Below are 19053 nucleotides of genomic sequence, written 5' to 3'. Positions count from 1 at the left end.
GTACGTGGTGGGCTGTGCGCCGAGCTTAGCCGCCGTTACGCAGGAACGCGGGGATGTCGTAATCCTTGGGATCGTAGCTGCTGGCGGCGGTGCTAGCACCACGTACCGGACGCACGATGGTGTCCAGGGTGGCGCGGCCCGGCGTGCTGCTGGCCATGCTGCTCAGGCCGCTGCCAAAAGCACCCTCACCGAAACCAGTGGCAATCACGGTCACGCGCACCTCGTCGCCTGCCGCCTCATCAGGAGTAATCCCGAACAGCACATCGGGGTCCTCAACGCCGGTGGCCTGACGAATCTTCTCGACGATCTCGTCGGTATCGGTCATGCTCATGTCGTAGCCGCCGGTCACATTAACCAGAATGCGCCGCGCCCCTTCGATACCGCGTTCGAGCAGCGGGCTGTGAATGGCGCTCATGGCGGCTTCCTCGGCCATCTTGTCGCCGCGCCCGGCCCCGATGCCCATCAGAACGGTGCCCGAATTCGCCAGCAGGTTGCGCACATCGGCAAAATCAAGGTTGATCATGCCTTCGACGTTGATCACGTCGCTGATGCCCTTAACGCCGTAATACAGCACGCGGTCAGCGATCAAAAAGGCCTCGCGGAAGGAAACCTTCTTGTCGACGGCGGTCAGCAGCTTCTCGTTATTGACCACGATCATACCGTCTACCCGCTCCTGGAGCTTCTGGATGTACTCGTCGGCCACCTGTCCACGGCGCGGCCCCTCGAAGCGGAACGGACGCGTCACGATGGCGACCGTCAAAATGCCCATCTCGCGGGCAATCTCGGCGACCACAGGCGAGGAACCCGTTCCGGTACCGCCGCCCATACCCGCTGTGATAAAGAGCATATCGGTGTTGTCGAGGTATTCCTTGATCCGCTCGCGGTCTTCCAGCGCCGCCTGTTCGCCCACTTTGGGGTCGGCTCCTGCGCCTAGGCCACGGGTCAGCCGGTCACCCAGCTGAATCCTCACCTCGGCGTGACTCTTGGCAAGCACCTGCGCGTCGGTGTTGCCTGCGATAAACTCGACTCCTTCAAGTCCCGATTCGATCATGCGGTTTACAGCATTGTTGCCCGCCCCGCCTAAGCCGATTACACGAATTCTGGCCGCTTGCATCATCTCTCCTTAGCCCAGGGCTGCCTTAATCTGGGCGGCCCAAATTTTAGTTCTGGTTAGTGTAGCTTACCTGTGTGGTCAATCCGCGCCCGATCCCTGGTCAGAACAGTTCTTAAACCTAGAACCAGTCTTTGAACATGTTCTTGATGCGCTCCCCGAGGCCCTGAGACTTGGCCTTGTCCTTGGCGTCTTTGGCCGGTTTTGGCGCGGCCTTGGCGGCAGTTTCGGTGACCGACTGAGGCCCGGAGGTAATGACCATCTTGCCGTTCGGGGCAACCTCGACCGGCACCCCCTGGGAGGCAGGGGCAGGCCGCCCGGCGGGTTGCGGCGCAGTGGGCGCAGGCTGCTGGGTCTGGGGCACTTCGACCAGCACGCTGGGGGGCACCTTACCGTCCTGACCGATGCCGTACAGCACCATGCCGACCGCGCAGGCGTACTCGGGGCCACTGACGATATCGCTCAGGCCACTGATGCCGCGTGGTTTACCCAGGCGCACCGGCAGGCGGAAACGGTCACGGGCGAGGTCCACCGCGCCGCGCAACTGGGCCGCGCCGCCGGTCAGCACAACTGACTGAGCGACCAGTTCGACCGGGCCGAGTGCCTGATCGATCTCGTCGCGGATCATGCCGTAGATTTCGTTGATGCGCGGCTTGATGATGCGCGAAAGCTCGAAGGCGCTGATGGCGTGGGTGGTGCCGTTGGCCGTGGTGATCTCTAACGTCAGGTCCTGATCGGCCAGTTCAGGTAGGGCCGCGCCGTAACGCCTCTTGACGTTTTCGGCTTCCTCCACCGGAATCTTGAGAATCTGGGCGAGGTCAGCCGTGACATGTTCGCCGCCGATTGGGATGCTGGCGCTGTGGGCCAGATTGCCCCGCTTGAACACCCCGATGTCGGTAGTGCCGCCGCCCATGTCGATCACGATGGCAGTCTGCTCCTGCTCGCTGAGTTCCAGGGTCGCCAGTCCGGAGGCCAGCGCGTGCAGCACGAAGCCCTCGACCTGAAGGCCCGCTTCCTGCACGCAGCGGCGCAGGTTCAGCAGCGGCCCGGCGGTTCCGGCGACGATATGCACGTCGACTTCGAGGCGCACCCCGTGCATCCCGACGGCGCTCTTGATGCCCTCCTGACCGTCTACCACATACTCCTGCGGCAACGTGTGCAGGATTTCCAGGTTAGGGTCGAGCGGCACGGCGCGGGCGTTTTCAATGGCCCGGTCCACATCGGCCTGGTTGATTTCCTGATTGCGGCGGATGGCCGCCAGGCCGTGGCTGGTAATCGCCTTGGCATGGTTGCCCGCCACGCTGATAAAGACGCTGCTTACCTTGACACCGCTGACACGCTCGGCGGCCTGCACTGACTGCTTGATGGCCTGCGTGGCGCGTTCCAGATTAACCACGCTGCCGCGCTTCATGCCCTCGCTGGGTACAATGCCCTGGCCGATAATGTCGACGCTGCCGCCAGGCAGCACTTCACCGATCACGGTGGTGATCTTGGTGGTGCCGATGTCCAGCCCCACGATAATTCCGCTTTCTCTCATTGCTGGACGCTCACCCCCCAAGGGTAGATGTTGATGGTTTTATTTGGGTACATGCTGATGCTCCCAGCATACTTCACGATTGATTTGAGGTCGCCACTCCAGAGCGTTCCGGTTGCCGTTTTAATAGTCATACCAGAAGGTGTATAGACTACCGATTGAACAGTGTAGCGCGATAATGCCTCGGCGATCAGGGCCGCGTCAGTCAGGCGCTCCGGCCCCCAGCCAGTCACGGTTGGCAGGGCGCTCAGGTCCCCGGCGCCGGGCAGCACGCGGCCATCTTCAGCCACGGCCACGGTCTCGCCGGAAGGCTGCGCCGTTTGCAAGACGGGACGCCGCTCGACCAGTTCGATCTGCACGGTATCCGGAAATTTCCGCAGCACAGTCGCCGACTTGACCCAGGGGCTACTCAGCAGACCACTCGCCTGACGCCCGCCGTAAAAGAGCCAGCCGACTTCCCCGCCTAGCCCGGCCAGTTGCCTGACTTCCGCTGCCGAGAGGTGGTCATTTCCGGTAACGGTCACGTGCTTGACTGGCAGCAAAAACCATAACGTCACGGCCCCGGCCAGCAGGGTCACGAGCGTCCCCAGTGTCCACCAGACCCACGGACGCACGCGCCGCCGGGTCACTTGCCAGGCCAGCGGGTCGGTGCCGCGCCCAGCGCGTTCAGGCCGCTCTGCTGGTGCGGGTTCTTGCGCCTGAAGGTCTGCACCTTGCGGCAGCGTATCTTCTGGCAGTGATTCCGATGAAAGTTCTGCTTGCGTCACAGTCACGGCTGGCACGGCACTCCGCTGTTTCCTGCGCCCTTTGCCGGGGCCTAACATCAGGGACGCTCCGGCCAGAGTTCGTATTCCAGTTCCAGCGGCATACCGACCCTTTGGCGAATCAGGTCGAGCAGGGCGTGAACATCCGCCGCCGCCGCGCCGCCCAGATTGACGATGAAGTTGCCGTGTTCGGGGGCAATACGGGCCTGACCGATCTGGGTGCCCTTGAGTCCGGCCTCGTCGATCAGCCTGCCCGCGCTGACTTTCTGGCCGTCCGGCAGCACCGGATTTTTGAAGGCGCAGCCCGGCGTCTTATTTTTGGGCTGGCCTTTGCGGGCCTGATCGGCGTGCTCCATTTTCGCCAGCACGTCGGCGGGGTCGGCGCGGCGCAGTTTCAGGCGCACCCGTGAGACGACGTGGTTACGCGGAATGCCGCTGTCGCGGTAGCCCCAGGCCAGATCGTCCGGGGTAACCTGCCGCACTCCCCCAGGCGACACGATCTCGATGGTGTGCAGGCCGTCGAACATTTCTCCGAAGCGCGTTCCGGCGTTCATCCACACCGAGCCGCCGACCTGACCAGGGATGCCCACGGTGCCTTCTAGATTGCTCAGGCCCATTTTTTGCAAGGTACGCACCAGACCGGGCAGGGGAACGCCACCGCCGACCCAGCCGGTGACAATCTCCTCGGCAGTGCTTAGCGCCGGGTCGGCTTCCAGGTCGCGCTCGGCCAGTGCTCCACTAAGCCGGATGACCCGCTCGGGCACGCCCTGATCGGCAATAACCAGATTACTGCCGCCGCCCAGCACGCGGTAGGGCTGCTCCATAGCCTCAGCCAACTGCTCCAGGCCCGAGACGAACCAAACCTCAGCCTCGCCGCCGACGCCCAGGGTGGTGTAGCGCGAAAGGGGCTGACGCTCGACTCTGGCCCCGGTGCGGCTGATCGTCATGGCTGAGACCTCCCGTGCGATTCCGTCTGGAGGTGTATCTCTCCAGACGCTTCCCCGACCAGCTCACGCGCCAGCTTCCAGACGTCGCCCGCGCCCATCGTCACGATAATGTCGCGCTCCGAAGCCGTGCCGCGCAGGTACTTCAGCAGCGCCTGACGGTCGGGCTGGTACTGCACCTGGGTGTGCCCGTTCTGGGCCATCCGCCCGGAGATCAGGGTGGCGTGAATGCCCTCGATAGGGGCCTCAGAGGCCGCCACGATGTCCATGATAAGCACCTCGTCGGCCTGCATAAGGGCGTCGGCCAGTTTGCGCCAGCTTTGCTGGGTGCGCAGGTAACGGTGCGGCTGAAACACGATCCGCACGCGCCGCCCGGTCTGGTGCGCGGCCTGCACAGCGGCGGCGGCCTTGGTCGCGTTATGCGCGTAATCGTCGATCACCAGTGCGCCGCCCAGCAAACCGATCTTCTGCCAGCGTCTGCCGGGGCCGTGGAACTTGGCCAGGGCTTTTGCGGCGGGTTCAAATACGCCGCCGTACAGGTGATTAACCGCCAGCGCCGCCAGCGCGTTCAGCACGTTATGAAGGCCCGGCAGACTGACCCGCGCCTCGCCCAGGACCTCGCCCCGGTACAGCACGGTGAAATCGGTACCGTCCTCGTCGGGACGCAGGTTGACGGCGCGGTAGTCGGCGTGCTCGGCCTGCCCGTAGCGCAGGTGTTCACGCGCCTGGGCGCACAGCTCGTCTAGCCCCGGCCAGTCGGCGCACGACAGTACCCGGCCCGAGTGCCCCACGAAACGGGCAAACCCGGCGTGCTGATCCTCGACAGTTTCCCAGTAGGTGGCTTGATTGCCGCCCACATGATCATCTTCGGCGTTGGTGAACACCGCCGTTTCACAGCCGAGATCGGCAAAGGCACGGTCGGATTCGTCGACCTCGGCCACGAAAGGCCCAGTGCCGACCCTGGCGTTGCCCCCAAATTCCGGCACGAGGCCGCCCACGAACGCCGATGGGTCGAGCCCGGCCCCGGCCAGCGCCACCGCGATCATGCTGGTGGTGGTGGTCTTGCCGTGCGTGCCGATCACGCCGACGCTGGGGCCAGCGGTGAGCAGCGCCTCCAAAAGCGCCATACGCGGGCGCACCTCGATCCCGGCCTGCCGCGCGGCCACCAGTTCAGGGTGGGTCTTGGGAACAGCTTCGGAAGCCACCAGCACGTCTACTTTGCCAAACGGCGCTTCCAGAATGTGCGCGGCAGCGTGGCCCGGCGATACGGGAATGCCCTCGGCTTCCAGTTGCCGCGTCAGTTCGCTGACCGCCTCGTCGCAGCCGCTGACCTGATGGCCGCGTGCCTTCAGCAAGCGGGCAAAGGCGCTCATGCCGATGCCGCCGATGCCGAGCAGGTGGTAGTGCAGGTGCTGGCCGGTCTGCTGAAGGCCGGGCAAGGTGTTGGCTGGCGAGGAAGCGTTGGCTAGAGAGGAAGTGGCGGCTGGGGAAGAGATGGTGCCTTGAGTGAACGGGGCGGATTGGGAAGGCTGTCTGGCGGGGCCAGCAGCGGGAGTCGCAGTAGGAATCACAGTTGAGGAGTCAGTCATGGCAAAAGGGGGGGGTCAGCGCAGATGTTGTTCGATCAGGTCGGCGAAGCGGGCCGCCGCTCCGGGCTGGGCACGGGCCAGGGCGGCTTCCCGCATAGTGCGGCGCGTACCCGGTACAGCACACTCTAACACCGCCTGACCCAGCGACTCGGGCGCGTCTTTTTGCTCGACGACCCGGCCCGCTCCAGCCTGTTCAACGGCCAGCGCGTTGTGATACTGGTGGTTTTCCGCCGATTCGGGCAGCGGCACCATCACTAGGGGCACACCGTGAAAGGCCGCTTCGGCCAAGGTACTGGTGCCTGCCCGCGTAATCGCCAGATCGGCCACGGACCACGCCGCCACCGCGTCCACGTAGGCCACTGGGCGATACCAGCTTAGGTCAGCGACCTGGGGGCGCACGTCGCCCAGCCAGCGCGTGCCAGTCGAGTGAATCACCTGCACCGCACTCCAATCGGCGGGAGGCTGGGGCGTGGGCACCGTTCTGAGGGTAGGCCTGGACACTGGCCCAGATGCCAGCGAGCCAGACACCAATGGGCCAGACGCCAGCGATCCAGACCCCAGTGAAGTGAAATCCAGATCGATCTCTGGCAGGCTGGTCGCACTGGCGGCTGGCGGCGTTTCGGCGGTGAAGTTCAGGAGCTTTACCTCTTCAGAGCCGCTATCCCCGTTCCCCATGTTCCACAACCCCTCACTGCCGAACAGGTTGTGGAGCGTGCCCGGCAGGGTGGTGTTGAGAAACAGCGACCCCTGTGAGCCGCCCATGATCAGAATGGTCAGCGGGCCGTCTTGGAGGCCGAGCTGGGCCAGGGCGACGGCGCGGTCCATTTTCTGTTCGCGCACCGGCATGCCGACCAGAGTGCCCTTGCCTGCCGGAAGACCCCTAACGTGTTCGTAGGCGGTGCCCACGGCTCTGCTGCGGCCCACGGCGATCTTCTGGGTCAGGCCCAGCAGCGCGTTTTGCTCGTGCAGCACGGTGGGAAGCCCCAGGCTCTGGGCGGCCAGCACCCCCGGCAGACTGGCAAAACCGCCGTACCCGACAACCACGGCGGGCCTGAGCCGTTGCAACGTGGCCCTCGCCTGCGACACGCCCTGCGCGGCCCGCACGATTTCGCGGGGGTCAGCCCGGCCCTGCCCACTGCGGGCCAGTTTTCCGGCAGCGACCCCGAAAAAGGGCAGATCCTGCTCGGCGCTCACCCGTTCTTCCATGCCGCCCGCCTGACCGAGCATGAGCACCTGATGCCCGCGCGAAAGCAGTTCTTTTGCTGTGGCGACTGCCGGGTAAATATGCCCGCCCGTGCCGCCGGTTGCCATAACCACAAGACTCATCGCGGGTCAGTGTAGACCCTGAAGGTGAGGGAGATCCCTATACAAGTGGCTGTAGTCCAGATGGCCCCGGTTCAGGGCGGCTGCGGCTTATGGCACACAGTAAGAGGGTGGATTTCTGGCCGAATTCTGCCGTGCCCACTACGCAGCCAAGCGCGTTCTTGCCAGCCGAGCGCGTTCTTGAAGGCTCCGGGGATGGCGTGCGCCTACTCCGGACAGGCGATGACCACAGCGTCGGCGGGCCGCATTACCCGATGACCCGGCCCAGCCGCCGCAGCACTTCCTGAATATTTTCCATGCTGGTCGCGTAACTTAGGCGCACCTGCCCCGGCGCGGCAAAATCGGTGCCGGGCACCACCGCCACTTTCGCCTCATCCAGAATGATGCGGGCAGCTTCCAGTTCGTTTTCGTGAATGCGCTGCGTGTTCGCCATCACGTAAAAGGCCCCGTGCGGTGTAGGCGTGGGCAGACCAAGATCATTCAGGCCACGCACGATCACGTCACGGCGCTGGCGGTAGGCACTGCGGGCCATGTCGACAAACTGGTTCGTTGCCCCGTGCTGCACCAGGGCGGCCAGCGCCGCGTACTGGCTGACGCTGCTGGCGTTGCTGGTGCTTTGCGATTGCAGCGCGTTCATAGCGGCGATCACGTGCCTGGGGCCGCCCGCGTAGCCGATGCGCCAGCCAGTCATGGCATAAGCCTTACTCGCCCCGTTGATGGTTAGGGTGTGCTCGGGCGCAAACTGACCAATGCTGACCTGCTCGGCGTCGTAGACCAGATGCTCGTAGATTTCGTCGGTCACGATCATCAGGCCATGTTGCTGGGCCAGCTCTGCCACGCCGCGCAGAATGTCGGGCGTGAACACCGCGCCAGTCGGGTTGCCGGGGCTGTTCAGCACGATCATGCGGGTACGCGGCGTGATTTTGCTTGCCAGCAGCTCCACGTCCAGCATAAAGCCGCTCTGCGGGGTGGTCGGCACCTCGACGGGCACAGCCCCGGTCAGGCCGACCATCTCGGGGTAGCTGACCCAGTAGGGCGCGGGAATCAGCACCTCGTCGCCAGGATTAAGCAGAGCGAAAAAGGCGTTGAAGATGGCCTGTTTGCCGCCGCTGGTCACAGTTACGGCGTCAGGGGCATAGTCCAGGCCATTTTCGCGGCTGAACTTGGCGCTGATCGCCTCACGCAGTTCGGGAATGCCGTTGACAGCGGTGTATTTGGTTTTCCCCGACTCGATGGCCTCGACCGCCGCCTGCTTAATGTGCGGCGGCGTGTCGAAGTCCGGCTCGCCCACGCTCATCGAGATCACGTCCACGCCCTGCCGCCTGAGTTCCAGGGCGCGGCTGGTCACGGCGACAGTCGCTGACGGCTTGAGGCTCCTCGATTTCTGGGACAGTTCAAATGGGCTGGTCATGTCCTCAGCCTAGCCCTGTTCCGGCAATGGGCAGAATAGAAGTGTAGAGAACGTCGGCTTGTGGGTTGGCCACTTTACAGGCAGCACCTAGAGCATTTTGCAAAAAGATGGTGCTCTTTTGACCATCTTTTTGCCGAGTGAAACGAGTGAAAAAGAAAGAGCAGGACGTAGAATGAAGGGGGCGGCGGTGTTTTTCCGACGTGCCCATCATTCGGAGAACTGCTCTAATTACAGGCCGCACCTTTGCGGCCAGCATCTGAACCCGCCAGAACACGGCTTCCGCTTCCTCCCTGTTGTACAAGAGGTGAGCAGGAAAGGTAGCCACGCTTATCTTGTCATCCACTAGCTCCGTCACCAATCAGCAGGGCAAGCCGCGTTCAGACGCTCAGGCACTTGGCGCAGCGGTACAGATCAAGGCTCACGTCTTTGCGCTTTTCCCAGGTTTCGTGCAGCGGAGTGTAGGTCAGGCCCTGGCCCGTGCGCCCGACCATGACGCCCTTGCGCCCGTCCATCAAGGCGTGCACGGCGGCTTCACCGAGGCGGCTGGCGAGAATGCGGTCACTAGATACGGGCGAACCGCCGCGCTGAATGTGCCCCAGGATACTGACGCGAGTTTCCATACCCGTGCCTGCCTGAATCGCGTCACCGACGGCCTGTGCGCCGCCCTTGTACCCCTCGGCAACGATAACGATGCTGGCAAGTTTGCCCTTTGCCCTGCTTTCTTTAACGATCTGCACGACGCCGTCGACCGGTTTGTCGTCCTCGGGAATAAAGACTTCCTCGGCTCCCCCGGCCACGGCCACGTCGAGCGCAATATGCCCGGCGTGGCGTCCCATAACCTCGATCACGAAGATGCGCTCATGGCTGGCCCCGGTGTCACGCAGTTTATCGACGGCGTCGAGCGCGGTTTCGACCGCCGTGAAGTAGCCGATGGTATGGTCGGTGCCGTATAGGTCGTTGTCGATGGTGCCCGGCACGCCGACGACCGGAATACCATGTTCTTCCTGAAGAAAGTGCGCCCCATGAAAGCTGCCGTCCCCGCCGATAACCACCAGACCGTCGACCTGCCAGTCGCGCAGCACCTGCGCCCCTTTCGCCCGGCCCTCGGCAGAGCGCCAGGTGCGGCTGCGGGCAGTGAGCAAGATGGTGCCGCCGCGCTGAATGGTATTGGCAACGTCACGCGGCCCGAGCACCGCGAGTTCTCCACGGTGCAGCCCCGAAAAACCCCGGCGCACCCCCACGACTTCGATGCCCTGCTGCACTCCGGTACGGACAACAGCGCGGATGGCGGCGTTCATGCCGGGCGCGTCTCCCCCACTGGTCAAAACGGCGATTCGCTTGATTCCGGCTGGATTAGGATGGCTGGTATTCAATTCAATCATGAAAAAGACCTCGGGGAACTTGGGGCAACAGGCCGCGCCGCTAGGTGGCTAGGTGAGGCTAGGTGAATAGACGCGCCAGTAAGCACAAGGAGTAGCAAGGGCAGGTCAGGGCGCGGTCACCTGAAGGGCCAGCGCATAAGCGTCATTCTTACGCAAACCCTGGGCCACGAGGTGATCACGTATATCCCTGACCGCCAGTCCCCCGGCAGCCAGCGCCGCAGCCACCGCCGCGTAGTCGGGTACGTCGGCCTCCAGCTCCTCGGGTGGGCGCCCGGCAACCACGATGACAATTTCGCCCTTGACCGGCCCGGCAAAGTGCGCTGCCAGTGCCTCAAGGGTGCCCCGCCTGTTTTCCTCGAACTTTTTCGACAGTTCACGGGTAACGCTAGCCCCGCGCCCCGGCCCGCACACGGCGGCCAGATCGTTCAGGGTGTCCCCCAGACGGTGAGGGCTTTCGTACAGCACGCTGGTTTCCGCGCGGGCCGCCACCGCCGCCAGCCGCTCCTTGCGCTCGCGGCCCGAGCGGGGCAAAAAGCCCTCGAAGGTGAAGCGCCCCGTCGGCAATCCCGACAGCACCAGCGCGGGCACAAAGGCCGTCGCGCCGGGCAACACCTCGACGGCAATGTCTTGGGCAATGGCCGCCTGCACCAGTTCGGCCCCCGGATCGCTGATGCCGGGCGTACCCGCGTCGGACACGTAGGCCAGCCGGGGATACTTCTCGAGCACCTGCGCGGCGCGGTGCATGGTATGGGCATCGAGCCGCACCAGCGGGCGACTGATCTCCAGATGAGAGAGCAGCGCCCCGGTACGGCGGGTGTCCTCGCAGGCTACCGCGTCGGCATTTCGCAGCACCTCGATGGCCCGCAGGGTCAGGTCGCCCAGGTTACCCACCGGCGTAGGCACCAGCCAGACGTGCGGGTCGGCCAACGGAACACCTGGGTCAGTCATGCTGCGGGGGCAACTGCGCTTCAAGCACCAGACCAGGATTGGGCTTGACCCTGACCTTGACCTTGCGCGAGGAATCCTTGATGGCGTTGGTAATTCTGGCCCGCAGCAGTTCGGTTTCACCCACCGTGACTGTAACCACCGTGCCCTCGGGCAGCCGCGCCCCGATGACCATTACAACACCGTTTTCGACAATGCCCTTATAAGCCCTCATGGCTCTCTCCTGAACTGTGCCGCGCTTGGTCGGGTCATGCTGGTTCCATTTTGACCGTTTTTGGGCAGGTTGTCATGACACGGGCGACGTTTGCCGCGCACTCGGGCAGGCAGAACTTCAGGCTTCACGGTGCTCGGCCCGCCTCCTGCGGCGCTCAGCAGACCCCAGCGCTTCACGCAGCGCCACGATTTCAGACTCTCTAGCCCCGCCCAGACGTGAGTAACGGTCGATCACCTCGGCGGCTTCGCGGCGGCGATCAAGGCGCAGGAGCAGTTTGCCCAGATGCTCGCCACGCACAAAATACGCCCGGGGATTTTCGGGGTCGGCGGCGATCTGCGCCCTAGCCTGGGCCAAGCGCTCAAGCAAAACCGAGTGCCGCCCCACCTGCCAGCGTACCAGATAGGCCGCCAGCGAGAAGATGACCAGTGCCACCAGCAGCGTCGTGACAAAGCCTTCAGGCATACCGAGCTGCGCCGCCAGCCGCACCGAAATCGGAAAGCAGAAAGCCAGCACGACCATGATGGTCAGGGTCGCCGCGTAATTCACTGCTGGCCCTCAACTGATCTGCACATGGGTCGCAGTTTAGAGCATCGGGCCGGGCCACACAGGTATGGGCCACGGGCGGGCACGTCAGCCAGAGCGCCCGCACCGCTAGCATTGGACTATGCGCCTGCACCTGTTGACTGTCGGAGAACCCAAGCTGGCCTACGCCCGCAGCGGCTGGGACGAATACGAAAAAAGGCTGCGGCGTTACCACAAGGTGCAGGTAAGCCGGGTAGCGGGCAAAACGCAGGCCGCCGAGAGCGAGGCCATTGCCAAAGCCGCCGGGCGCACCCCCCTGATTTTGCTTGATCCGCGCGGCCAGCAGTTTTCTAGCGAGGGCCTGAGCGCGTATGTGGACGCCCAGGCGCTCGCTGGAACTGGTGAATTGGCCTTTGCTATCGGCGGCCCGGACGGACATACCGACAGGCTGAGGGATCAGGCCCAGCTGCTCTGGAGCCTGGGTCAGCTGACCCTGCCCCACGACCTCGCCATGCTGGTCATGATCGAGGCACTGTACCGGGCCGCGACGATCAGCGCGGGAGAACCGTATCACCGGGGGTAACCGGGTCTCCGGGAAGCATCAATAACTTGCCCGGCACCCGCCTGGAACAGATTTTAAGCGGCCACTACGGTCTTATACGAACTACCGATGGAACCGGGCCGTTCTGGATTCAAGCCGGGCGGATGCGAGAAAAGATACGGGTTCCGGGCGTGGAGTGGGCAGCCCGGCGTCCTTGCGGGTGGTCAACGAAACAAAACGACACTCCGCATTAAACCCCCGCCACCTCGAACTTCAGGCCCAGTTCCTTAACGTCCTCATTGGGGTCTTTGCCCGCAACCAGGGCGTAAGCGGCACGCTCGGGCGTCAGGTAGGTGTCCATCACGCGCTTCAGGTCGGCCAGCGTTACTTTTAGCAGGCGGGCCTTGTACGCCTCTTGCACTTCGGGAGTCCATCCGGCCTGATCGCCGTAAAAGCGCATCCGGCCCACCGTGTCGGGGCTGGTCAGGGGATCAAGGCCCTTGCTGGCTCCCAAAATCGCCTCGGTCACATCGCGCTCGCCCAGGTCGGTACCGAGAAACTGACGGGCGTCACGGTAGACCTGATAGGTGCGGGCTACGTTGGGGTCACGGTAACTGGTCATGCTGAAATTGCCCGCGCAGGGGTCAAAGCCCGCGTTGCCGCCGTAGGCCCCGCCCTTTTCACGAATTTCCTTGAGCAGGTACTTGCTGCTCAGCAGGCGCGAAAGCACCAGCAGCGCGGGGCTGTCCGGGTGGGTGTAGGGCACGGTGGGAAATACCACCGCATTGAAGGCCACCGGCGAGTCGGTGGTGCGGGCCTGGGGCGTGTGCGCGGGCCGGGTGACGGCTGGCTGCCCCACCGCCGCGTCGCCGTGAAACTCGTTTACGATTGGCCCCAGGTCGCCCTGAAGGTCTTCAGGCAGGGCCGTCAGGCACAGCAGCGGCACCCCGGCCAGCAGCAGGTCGGTAATGCGGCTGAATTTGCCGAGCAGCGCGTCGAGTCGCTGTTCGAGGTCGCCTGTGTGCTGTTCTCCGGCCCCCTCGACGATCCCCTTGAGGGTGGCCAGGGCACTCAGGCCGCCGAAGCGTTCTTTCAGCGCCGCAGACGTACTGACCTGAGCTGCCGCCAGCAGACTGGCGTAGGCGTTGCCGCTGCCTACCACGCTGGCCTTGAGGCTGGCAAGGCGCTGTTCGAGCAACTGCCGCAGACGCTCGCGGTCAAACTCGGGTCTGGCGATCACGTCTCTCAGCAGACTGACCAACTCGGGCGCGTTGCGGGCCAGCGCCTTGCCCCTGAAGGTCATTGTCAGGCGCGTTTTACCCAGGTCGTCCGGGGTGTTGCCAACGCCCATGCTGGCGCTGATGCCCCCCGTGCTGGCCTCCAGGCGCTGCGCCAGAGCAATGTAATCGAGTCCGGCGGCTCCGCTGCGGGTCACCGCGAAGGCGTACAGCGCCAGCACGTCCAGCAGATCGGCGGGCACGTCGGGCAGGAGAATCTGAGTATCCAGGTAGGTCAGGCCCCCGGTGGGCTGGGGCACGCGGGCCACGGTCGCGCGCCCGGCCTGCTCGGTCTGGTATTCGGGGCGGGCGACCTGAGCGGGCACGTCGCTTAGGGCCAGAGTGGGCAGCACGTCGGGGCCAGTTTCCGCGCCCTGCAAATCCTTGAGCTGCATACTTTCCCGCACGATGCGGGCGCGGTCCTCGTCGGTTAACTCCCTGCTAAGGCGTTCGACCAGTTCGCGTTCGGCCTGCTCGGTGCGGGCAGACAGTTCAGGGTCGGGCGCGACCACCAGCGTGACCCGGTGCAGGTTGTCCAGCAGGTCACGCCGGATCAGCGGCTCGAAGACTGGCCCGGCCTGAAGGTCGGCGCGGAGCCTGTGCAGTTCGGCGTCCAGGCGCAGGCCAGTGACCGGGTCGCCGCCGTACAGCCACGGCCCCAGCAGCCGGAACATCACCTGTAGGCCGTAGGGATAGCCTGCATTGCTGACTTCCTTTTGCTGAATCTCGAACTGGTGCAGGCTGGCCTCGATCAGCGCCGGGTCAAGGCCGGTGTCGGCAATGTGCCGGAGGGTCGAAAGCACCAGCTCCTGCACCTCGTCGGCTTTTCCAGTGCTTAGCCCCTTGAGGCCCGCTGCGAAAGCCCCCTCGCGGAAGCTGTCGCGGTAGCCTGACAAGTCGGCCAGCGCCGAACCGATCCCCGATTCGATCAGTGGGCGGGTCAGCGGCGCGGCGGGGTTGCCCAGCAGCACGTCACTTAGCACGCTCCAGCGCAGGTTTAGGTCGGGGTCGCTGGTGTGGCCCAGCTTCCAGGCCAGCAGCACCTGCCCGCCGCGCTCGGTATCGGAACTGGGATAGGTAACGTCCATGCGGCGCGGCTCAGTAAACCTAGGCTGATCCGGAATACTGACGTCCAGCTGCTGCGGCTGAAACCTGGACATGACGTGGCTCTCGATCTCGTCCAGTACGCGCCCCAGTTCCTGATTGCCGTAGCTGAAGAAAAAGCCGTTGCTGGGGTGGTAATGCGCCGCGTGGAAGGCCCGCAGTCCCTCGTAAGTCAGTTCAGGAATGTTCTCGGGAGCGCCGCCGCTGTTCTGCGCGTAGGTCAGGTCAGGAAAAAGCGCCTTGCCGAACGCCTGCCACATGACGCTGCCCGCCGAGGCCATCGCGCCTTTCATCTCGTTATAAACCACGCCCTGCAATTTCAGTGGGCTGGACGGGTCGTCGATCTGCTCGAACTCGAAGCGGTGGCCGTCTTGCCGGAAGCTCTCGTAGCGCAGCAGCGGGAAAAAGGTGGCGTCGAGATACACCGAGAGCAGGTTGAAGTAATCCTGCACGTTGCGGGTCGAAAAGGGATAGGTTGTCCAGTCGTTGCTGGTCATGGCGTTCATGAAGGTGCTGAGCGAACGCGGAATCATGCTGAAAAAGGGGTCGGACACGGGGTATTGCTGGCTGCCCATCAGCACAATATGTTCCAGAATGTGCGCCACCCCGGTGCTGTCCCTGGGCACGGTGGGAAAGGTCACGCCGAAGGCCAGATTGTCGTCGTCGCGGGCCACGTGCGCGTGCCTGGCCCCATTTTCGTGGCGCAGGAGCACCAGCTGACCCGACATTTCGGGCAGGGTTTCGACCCGCTCGGTGGTGTAGCGGCCTATTTTTTCGCCGACCTGGGGAAGCTTGAACTTGGTCTGAACAGTCATAACGACCAGAATAGCGCCGCGCCGCGCAAAAATACCGTCCAAAACCCCAAAGGAGGCGGGCCGGTGTTCCGGCGTCTGGGCCTATACGGACTCCGCTCAATTCCGCCTTATTCCACTCGGGCTAGAGGCGCAGCCTGACGAGCAGGAGCCAGACGGGGTGCGGTGAGATTGGCCACCCCGTGCCCTGGGCGGGATGTTAACGGAACAGACTGCACTGCCGTCTGCGTTACCCGCGCCGCACCTGCCGCACCTTTTCGCGCAGTTCACGCAGGGTGGCTGATGCCGTGGTACCCGGTGATGCGGCGCCCGCTCCCTGGGACGAGTAGCGCAGTTCGTTGAACAGCCTGGCGATCTCCTGCAAGGTGTCCGTCTGGGCGGGGTAAGCCTCACCGGCGCGGCGCGTAAAGGCGGTTACGGTCTCGCCCGGTTCGCGCGGCAGGCCCAGGCGTTCGCCCAGGTCGTGCAGCGCGGCCAGCGCGGGGTCACGGGGCCGGGCGGCGCGGCGCACCAGCAGCAGCGCGGGCCACAGCAGCAGCGCCACCAACGCGAACAGCGCCAGCATGTAGGGCGCGGAGCCAACGCCGCTGATACCCAGGCGCGAAAGCAGACTGCGCTGCTGATCTCCGTTGTAACTGACCACCCAGTTGTTCCAGCTGTTCTGAAAGGAATCGATTCGCAGCCGTACCTGATCAAGCGAAGTCTGTGGCCGGGGGGTGGCCGCGTGTGGGGCACTGAGCGCCGTGCTCAGGTTGGTCTTGATGCGGGCGGGGGCCACCACCGCCGTCGGGTCCACGCGCACCCAGCCCTGGCCCTGCAACCACACCTCGTTCCAGGCGTGGGCGTCCTGCTGGCGCACGATCAGGTAGTTGCCGTCGGGGTTCAGTTCGCCGCCCTGATAGCCGCCGACGATGCGGGTAGGCACGCCCGCCGCCCGCATCAGAAAGCCAAAGGCGCTGGAATAATGCTCGCAGAAGCCTCTTTTAGACTCGAACAGGAAATGGTCTACGCGGTCTTGTTCCGCCAGGCCCGGCGGGTCGAGGGTATAGGTAAAGCCGTGACTGGCAACGTAGTCCAGTCCGGCCTGCACCCGCTTTTCGGGAGGCAGGTTGCTCCAGCTCTGGCCCAGTGCCAGCGCCCGTGGACTCTGGCCCGCAGGCAGGTAGAGGTCAAAGTTCAGGCGCTCGACACTCTCGCGGCGCCCAAGCTGCGCCGCCTGACTCTGAAACTCGTAGCGGGTCCGCAAACTGGCAGGCTTGAAGGTCAGCGCCTGAAATCCAGTGGTCAAGATAGAGTTGGCGGGCAATTTGGTCGGAGTATCCAGCGCCAGCAGCCACGGCTTGTTGGTCGGCTCCAGTGTCAGGGCGTAGCTGTAGGTCGCCGCGCCCGGCACAAAGTCCACACTGGGGGAGGCAAAGCGCGTCCGGAGTTGGGTCCACTTGACGCCGTTGTAGTTTTCATAGACGGGGCCGCGCCAGTAGCGCTGTTCCGGCGGCGGAATCGGCCCGCCCGCAAAGTCGGCGCGGAACGCCACGGCGTTGTTCTGGGCCAGATGGCTAAATTCCCCGGCGCTGATCTCGTCGGCCAGCCCGGTCTGGTTGCCACTTTGCAGCTTCAGTTGCCACAGGGGGCCGTCTGGACGCGGAAAAAAGGCGAACAGCAGCAGCGCCAGCGGAGCAGCGAGCCCCAGCATCCGCCCGGCAGCCCGCAGACCAGCGCGGCCCAGCAGCGGCTGCGCGGCAGGCTCGGGGCTGACCCAGCGAGTCAGCGCCCCCAGCAGCAAGACGGCGGCAAAAATGCTGTGCAGCGCCACCAGCGGCCCCTGGCTGTGAAAATAATGGGTGCTGGTCAGGAAAAGCCCCAGCAGCGAGAGCAGTTTGGCGTCGCGCACGTTGCGCGTTTCGGCAGCCTTGAGAGCCAGCAGCACAGCCAGAATCGCGGTTCCGGCGTCCTGGCCGAGCAGCGTGCCGTACTGCGCGTTCAGGCCCAGGCCACCCGCCAGCGCCAGCGGCGCCAGCACCAGTGGGGGCAGGGGACGCAGCTGCCGCGCTGGGCTGGCTTCCAGGGCGCGGTACATCAGTAGACCGCCGATCAGCGCACTGGCCCAGACCGGATACCGCAGAACCCCGGGCACTATGGCAAACCCGAGGGCCAGCAGCGAGAACTGGAGTGGAGCGGAGGCCAGTACACGCGCCGGGGACTTCTGCGCTTTTGGCGTTTCGGGTGGTAGAGGCAGCGGCGCAAAGGTTGCCAGAGCGCTCAGGGCCGCGCGGGCCTGAGCGTCGCCCTGTCCAGGGGCCAGCACTGTGCCGGGCAGCGAAAACGAAAAGGTTAACCCCAGCGCCCGCGCCTGTGCGACCCAGGCCGCCATGCGGGAAAGCCGGGCCTCTACACTTTGGCCGCCGCCGGGGCCAGCAGTCGCCGCCCAGTCGAGGGCCAGCGCCGTCCCCGCCGGGGCATCGAACTCGCGGGTCATCAGGGTGCCGGTGCGGGCCGCATGTTTCCAGGAAATCAGGCGTGGGGCGTCTCCGGCCAGGTAGGGCCGCACGCCCGCGAATTCGTCGTTGCCGGACACGCGGTACACCGAGTTGCCCGTGCCCGCCGCCCGCACATTCGGCGGCGGCGGCGCGTCCGTTTCGGGGGCCGGATAGACCAGAACCTCGGGAGCATCCCCGGCAGGCAGGGCAGCCCGCCAGAACCCGAAGGAATCGAGTGCTACCAGCTGCACCCCCGTTAGTCGCAGCGGGCCACGGCTCAGGTCGGTAACGGGAAGCGGCACCGTTACGGTCTGCCCGCTCCCGACCCGCGCCCTGATCTTCCCGTAGCTGGCGGCACGGGTGCCGGTTGCATTCTGCACAGCCTGAAGCGACAAAAGCACGTTACTGCCCGCCCCTTCCTGGGTGATCTGCGCCTTGAACACCGCCGTCTGCCCAGCCACCACCTGCGGCGGGGGCAGCAAGCTGAGGCGCAGTGTCCGGGCAGCCCGTATCGCCTGCGCCGAGGTCACAATCCACACGCCGCCCAGCAAAAAGGTGAGGCCGTAGCCCAGGCTCAGGCCGTAATTGATGCAGCCGACCAGCGTCAGCATGGTCAGGCCCAGAAAGCCCGTTCCCAGTCTGGTCGGGCGCAGCGTGGGCGAGCGCCGACCAGCCGGACGGCGGGACAGCTTGGCCAGATCAGCAGAAATGGCCTGGCTCACGGAATGGGGGTGTCTCGCAACAGGCGCGTGATGGCGGCGTGCACGTCGCCGCCCGGCTCCCGCAGCGGCAGGCGGTGCCCGGCCAGCGACGGAAACACGGCCTGCACATCTTCCGGGGTCACCATCGGGCGGCCCGCCAGAAAAGCCCAGGCGCGGCTCGCCGCCAGCAGCGCCAGCAGGGCGCGGGGGCTGAGGCCCACCTGGAACGCGGGGTGTTCACGGGTCGCGCGGGCCAGCAACTGCACGTAATCGAGCAGCGCCGGGGCGACATACACCTGATCGACCTCCTGCTGGGCCAGCAGCAGCGTGCGGGCGTCCAGCACCCCCGGCAGGTCACGCACCATACTGCCCCGCCCGCCGGTTTCCAGCAGCGTGCGCTCG

The 19053-nt window shown here is 64.9% G+C and carries 15 protein-coding genes and 1 pseudogene; 1 reads left to right on the top strand and 15 read right to left on the bottom strand.

What is annotated here, in order from left to right:
• Positions 1–25: 25 nt before the first annotated feature.
• From ftsZ to QZ269_RS03380, 12 genes are all read right to left on the bottom strand, one after another.
• Positions 26–1114 (bottom strand): cell division protein FtsZ, encoded by a 1089-nt coding sequence (gene ftsZ / locus QZ269_RS03435; protein ID WP_291424362.1) that lies wholly within the window; start codon positions 1112–1114, stop codon positions 26–28.
• A 118-nt stretch (positions 1115–1232) separates the two neighbouring features.
• Entirely contained in the window at positions 1233–2648 is a 1416-nt protein-coding gene (ftsA, locus tag QZ269_RS03430) for a cell division protein FtsA (RefSeq protein WP_291424328.1), read from the bottom strand.
• Entirely contained in the window at positions 2645–3418 is a 774-nt protein-coding gene (locus QZ269_RS03425) for an FtsQ-type POTRA domain-containing protein (protein ID WP_291424326.1), read from the bottom strand. The genes ftsA and QZ269_RS03425 overlap by 4 nt, the downstream gene beginning before the upstream one ends.
• 50 nt (positions 3419–3468) lie before the next feature.
• Positions 3469–4356, bottom strand: coding sequence for a UDP-N-acetylmuramate dehydrogenase (locus tag QZ269_RS03420; protein ID WP_291424325.1), 888 nt, complete (start codon positions 4354–4356; stop codon positions 3469–3471).
• Positions 4353–5942, bottom strand: a complete 1590-nt coding sequence (gene murC / locus QZ269_RS03415) for a UDP-N-acetylmuramate--L-alanine ligase (RefSeq protein ID WP_291424323.1) — start codon at positions 5940–5942, stop codon at positions 4353–4355. The genes QZ269_RS03420 and murC overlap by 4 nt, the downstream gene beginning before the upstream one ends.
• 15 nt (positions 5943–5957) lie before the next feature.
• Complete coding sequence (locus tag QZ269_RS03410) at positions 5958–7268, bottom strand: UDP-N-acetylglucosamine--N-acetylmuramyl-(pentapeptide) pyrophosphoryl-undecaprenol N-acetylglucosamine transferase (RefSeq protein ID WP_291424321.1); 1311 nt, start codon at positions 7266–7268, stop codon at positions 5958–5960.
• 244 nt (positions 7269–7512) lie between these two features.
• Complete coding sequence (locus QZ269_RS03405) at positions 7513–8676, bottom strand: pyridoxal phosphate-dependent aminotransferase (RefSeq protein ID WP_291424319.1); 1164 nt, start codon at positions 8674–8676, stop codon at positions 7513–7515.
• Between the two features lie 4 nt (positions 8677–8680).
• Positions 8681–9019, bottom strand: a complete 339-nt coding sequence (locus QZ269_RS03400; RefSeq protein ID WP_291424317.1) for a hypothetical protein — start codon at positions 9017–9019, stop codon at positions 8681–8683.
• 34 nt (positions 9020–9053) lie between these two features.
• Positions 9054–10058: a 6-phosphofructokinase gene (gene pfkA / locus QZ269_RS03395; RefSeq protein ID WP_291424315.1), complete on the bottom strand. Its 1005-nt coding sequence runs from the start codon at positions 10056–10058 to the stop codon at positions 9054–9056.
• Between the two features lie 105 nt (positions 10059–10163).
• Complete coding sequence (gene rsmI / locus QZ269_RS03390; RefSeq protein ID WP_291424313.1) at positions 10164–11006, bottom strand: 16S rRNA (cytidine(1402)-2'-O)-methyltransferase; 843 nt, start codon at positions 11004–11006, stop codon at positions 10164–10166.
• Entirely contained in the window at positions 10999–11217 is a 219-nt protein-coding gene (locus QZ269_RS03385; protein WP_291424312.1) for a hypothetical protein, read from the bottom strand. The genes rsmI and QZ269_RS03385 overlap by 8 nt, the downstream gene beginning before the upstream one ends.
• 117 nt (positions 11218–11334) lie before the next feature.
• Positions 11335–11763, bottom strand: a complete 429-nt coding sequence (locus tag QZ269_RS03380) for a hypothetical protein (RefSeq protein WP_291424310.1) — start codon at positions 11761–11763, stop codon at positions 11335–11337.
• Positions 11764–11881: 118 nt separating this feature from the next.
• Between QZ269_RS03380 and QZ269_RS03375 the strand changes: the two genes are divergently transcribed.
• Positions 11882–12322: a 23S rRNA (pseudouridine(1915)-N(3))-methyltransferase RlmH gene (locus QZ269_RS03375; protein WP_291424308.1), complete on the top strand. Its 441-nt coding sequence runs from the start codon at positions 11882–11884 to the stop codon at positions 12320–12322.
• A gap of 208 nt (positions 12323–12530) precedes the next feature.
• Here the strand turns inward: QZ269_RS03375 and QZ269_RS03370 are convergent, their stop codons facing one another.
• From QZ269_RS03370 to QZ269_RS03360, 3 genes and pseudogenes are all read right to left on the bottom strand, one after another.
• Positions 12531–15476, bottom strand: coding sequence for an insulinase family protein (locus tag QZ269_RS03370; protein ID WP_291424306.1), 2946 nt, complete (start codon positions 15474–15476; stop codon positions 12531–12533).
• Positions 15477–15702: 226 nt separating this feature from the next.
• Entirely contained in the window at positions 15703–18672 is a 2970-nt protein-coding gene (locus QZ269_RS03365; protein ID WP_291424304.1) for a transglutaminaseTgpA domain-containing protein, read from the bottom strand.
• A pseudogene (locus QZ269_RS03360) lies at positions 18669–19053 on the bottom strand (AAA family ATPase); the annotation flags it as partial. The gene QZ269_RS03365 and the pseudogene QZ269_RS03360, both read right to left, overlap by 4 nt.

Source organism: Deinococcus sp. (assembly GCF_018260405.1).
In the GTDB taxonomy this organism is placed as follows: domain Bacteria; phylum Deinococcota; class Deinococci; order Deinococcales; family Deinococcaceae; genus Deinococcus.
Note: the sequence above shows the minus strand (reverse complement) of the source record. Positions and strands in the feature narration are given on the sequence as shown.